The organism is Falsiroseomonas sp. (assembly GCF_041690465.1).
Classification (GTDB): Bacteria; Pseudomonadota; Alphaproteobacteria; order Acetobacterales; family Acetobacteraceae; genus Falsiroseomonas.
In genome coordinates this window covers 1-3,377 of record NZ_JAWLHG010000099.1, presented here as the reverse complement: position 1 = coordinate 3,377, position 3,377 = coordinate 1, and the positions used below count along the sequence as shown (strand labels likewise).

The 3,377-nt window shown below is 70.6% G+C and carries 3 protein-coding genes; 2 read left to right on the top strand and 1 reads right to left on the bottom strand.

Going from position 1 to position 3,377, the window contains the following annotated elements; translation table 11 throughout:
- Window positions 1-141: 141 nt before the first annotated feature.
- On the bottom strand, window positions 142-744 hold the full coding sequence (locus ACESM1_RS30240; RefSeq protein WP_372625108.1) for a DUF6778 family protein: 603 nt from the start codon (window positions 742-744) through the stop codon (window positions 142-144).
- 239 nt (window positions 745-983) lie between these two features.
- Between ACESM1_RS30240 and edd the strand changes: the two genes are divergently transcribed.
- Both edd and eda read left to right on the top strand, forming a co-directional pair.
- Window positions 984-2,789 carry a phosphogluconate dehydratase gene (edd, locus tag ACESM1_RS30235; RefSeq protein WP_372625106.1) on the top strand — a complete coding sequence of 602 codons (1,806 nt, stop codon included), beginning with the start codon at window positions 984-986 and terminating at the stop codon, window positions 2,787-2,789.
- The coding region (gene eda, locus ACESM1_RS30230) for a bifunctional 4-hydroxy-2-oxoglutarate aldolase/2-dehydro-3-deoxy-phosphogluconate aldolase (protein WP_372625104.1) at window positions 2,749-3,377 on the top strand (629 nt) is incomplete at its 3' end. The genes edd and eda, both read left to right, overlap by 41 nt.

Genomic DNA, 3,377 nt, shown 5'->3' with positions numbered 1-3,377 from the left:
GGCGTTGGCCTTGGGCTTGAGGCGGATGGTGGGGCGGGTATCGGTCATGCCGCTCCCCTACCCCAGCGCGCGCCCGGCGCAAAGCCCAAACGAAGGGGGGCGAGCCGCCGGCCCGCCCCCGCTCATCGGTTTCTGCCTGCCTCAGCCCTGCAGGAAATCGCGCGGGCGGGTCAGTTCGTGGCGGATCATCTCCTTGACCAGCGCGGTGATCTCGAGCCGCTGGTTCAGCCCCTGTGCCTCGTTTTCGAGCGCCTGCGCCGCGCTGATCCGGTGATCGAAGCCGATCCGGCGCGCCGGTTCGAGCAGCTCGCCGGTCTCGGCATCGCGCACCGCGACATACATCCAGACCTCGTGCTCGCCGCCGATCGAATAGCGGGTGCGCTTGGTCAGCGCGTGGAAGCGCGTCATCACCACGTCGAGCACCACATCGCGGCTGCCCTCCGTCGCGGCCACGCCCTCTTCGAGCGCCGCCGTCATCAACTCGCGCACCTGCGCGTGCCGGTCGCCGGCAGGGTCTTCCTGCCAGAGGATGTCGACGCGCGGCTTGATGCCGTTATCCTCCGAGGAGGTGAGCGTTTCGGGCACTTCAACCCTGACGTCCACCACCCGGTAGGACCGGTTCAGGGGCACCGACGCGCGCATCTCGCCATCCTTGGAGCCCAGGAGCTCCGAGTTTGTCAGCGCGTTGCGGCTCACGATATCGCCCCCGGCGCAGGCGGAGAGCAGGGCGGCGGCGGCCAGCATCAGGGTGGCTCGGAACAGGGTCATGGTTTCCTCCAGCTTCTTTCACGCGTCTCGATGCCGGAGACTTTGTTGACCAAATGCGGCGGAACTGCGGAAAGCTGGCGGTATTGTCGCGGAAATCAGCCGAAGGCGGGTCGGGCGGGGTCGGGTATTGTTAGCGCTAAATCCCTGTGCTACCTCCCGGTCACCTGCCCGTGCACGGTTTCGCACCCCCCGCATGTCGACGAAGGACCGCCCCGATGACCCTCCATCCCGAGCTTGACCGCATCACCCAGCGCATCATCGCCCGTTCGCAGGACCGGCGCGCGCGCTATCTCGACCAGGTCGCGCGCGCCGCCGAGGACGGCCCGCGCCGGGCGCATCTGAGCTGCTCGAACCAGGCCCATGCCTATGCCGGCGCCGGCGACGACCAGGGCGCGCTGGCCACCGGCCGCGCCCCCAACATCGGCATCGTCACCGCCTATAACGACATGCTCTCGGCCCATGCGCCCTACAAGGATTTCCCCGACCTGATCAAGGCCACCGCCCGCGCGGCAGGGGGCACGGCGCAGGTGGCGGGCGGGGTGCCGGCGATGTGCGACGGCGTCACCCAAGGCGAGGTGGGCATGGAACTCAGCCTGTTCTCGCGCGACGTGATCGCGCTCGCCGCCGGCGTGGCGCTCAGCCACAACACCTTCGACGCCGCGCTCTACCTCGGCATCTGCGACAAGATCGTGCCGGGGCTGGTGATCGCCGCCGCCACCTTCGGCCATATCCCCGCCGTCTTCGTGCCCGCCGGGCCGATGACCTCCGGCATCTCGAACGACGAGAAGGCCAAGGTGCGCCAGCGCTTCGCCACCGGCGAGGCCAGCCGCGAGGAGCTGATGGCGTCGGAAATGGCGGCCTACCACGGCCCCGGCACCTGCACCTTCTACGGCACCGCCAATTCCAACCAGATGCTGATGGAGTTCATGGGGCTGCACCTGCCCGGCGCGAGCTTCGTCAACCCCGGCACGCCGCTGCGCGAGGCGCTCACCGCCGAGGCCACGCACCGGGCGCTGTCGATCACCGCGCTCGGCAACGAATTCATCCCGGTGGCGGACGTGCTCGACGAGAAGGCCTTCGCCAACGGCATCGTCGGGCTGATGGCCACCGGTGGCTCGACCAACCTCGTGCTGCACCTCGTGGCGATGGCGCGCGCGGCGGGGGTGGAGCTGGCGCTCGAGGATTTCGCCGAGATCTCCGCGATCACGCCGCTGATGGCGCGGGTCTACCCCAACGGGCTGGCGGACGTGAACCACTTCCACGCCGCCGGCGGGCTTGGCTACATGATCGGCAACCTGCTCGACGCCGGGCTCCTGCACCCCGACACCAAGACCGTGGCGGGCGGCGGGCTGGCGGCCTACGCCACCGAGGCCAAGCTCGCGGGCGAGCGGGTCACCTGGGAGCCCGCCCCGCGCGACAGCCTCAACGACAAGATCCTGCGCCCCGCCGCCGATCCGTTCCAGCCCTCGGGCGGGCTGGTCCAGCTGTCGGGCAACCTCGGGCAAGGCGTGATCAAGGTGTCCGCCGTGGCACCCGAGAGGCACGTGATCGAGGCCCCGGCGCGGGTGTTCGACAACCAGGAGGCGGTGAAGGCCGCGTTCCAGGCCGGCGAGTTCACCGGCGACGTGGTCGTGGTGGTGCGCTTCCAGGGGCCGAAGGCCAACGGCATGCCCGAACTGCACGGGCTGACGCCCACGCTCTCGGTGCTGCAGGATCGCGGCCTGAAGGTGGCGCTGGTCACCGACGGGCGGATGTCGGGCGCCTCCGGCAAGGTGCCGGCGGCGATCCACGTCTCGCCCGAAGCCGCCAACGGCGGGCCGATCGCCAAGCTGCGTGACGGCGACCGCGTCCGGCTCGATGCCGAGGCGGGAACGCTGGAGGTGCTCGAAGCCGGCTTCGCCGAGCGCGCCGCCGTCAGCGCCGATCTGAGCGCCAACAGCGCCGGGATAGGGCGTGAATTGTTCGAGGTTTTCCGCCAGAATGTCGGTCTGTCCACGACCGGCGCCGCCGTCGTCGTCTAGGGAGCACAGCATGACACCGCAAGAAGCCAGCCGGAAAACCGAAGAGATCTGCCGCCTCGCCCCGATCGTGCCGGTGCTGGTCGTCGACGACGTGGCCCATGCCGCGCCGCTCGCGCGCGCCCTCGTGGCCGGCGGGCTGCCGGCGCTGGAAGTGACCCTGCGCACCGCCGCCGCCCTCGACGTGATCGCCGCGATGGCGGAGGTTCCGGGCGGTATGGTCGGCGCGGGCACCCTGCTCACACCCGACGACGTGAAGGCCGCCAAGGCCGCCGGCGCGCGCTTCGGCGTCTCGCCGGGCGCGACCGACGCGCTGCTCGATGCCGCCGAGGCGGAGGATCTGCCGCTGTTGCCCGGTGCCGCCACCGCCTCGGAAGCGATGCGGCTGTTCGAGCGCGGCTATTCGGTGATGAAGTTCTTCCCCGCCGAGGCCGCCGGCGGCGCCGCCTTCCTCAAGTCGCTCGCCTCGCCGCTGCCCGCGATCCGGTTCTGCCCCACCGGGGGCGTCAGCCCGGCCAACGCCGAAGACTACCTGTCGCTGCCCAACGTGCTGTGCGCCGGCGGCAGCTGGGTGGCGCCGAAACCGGCGAT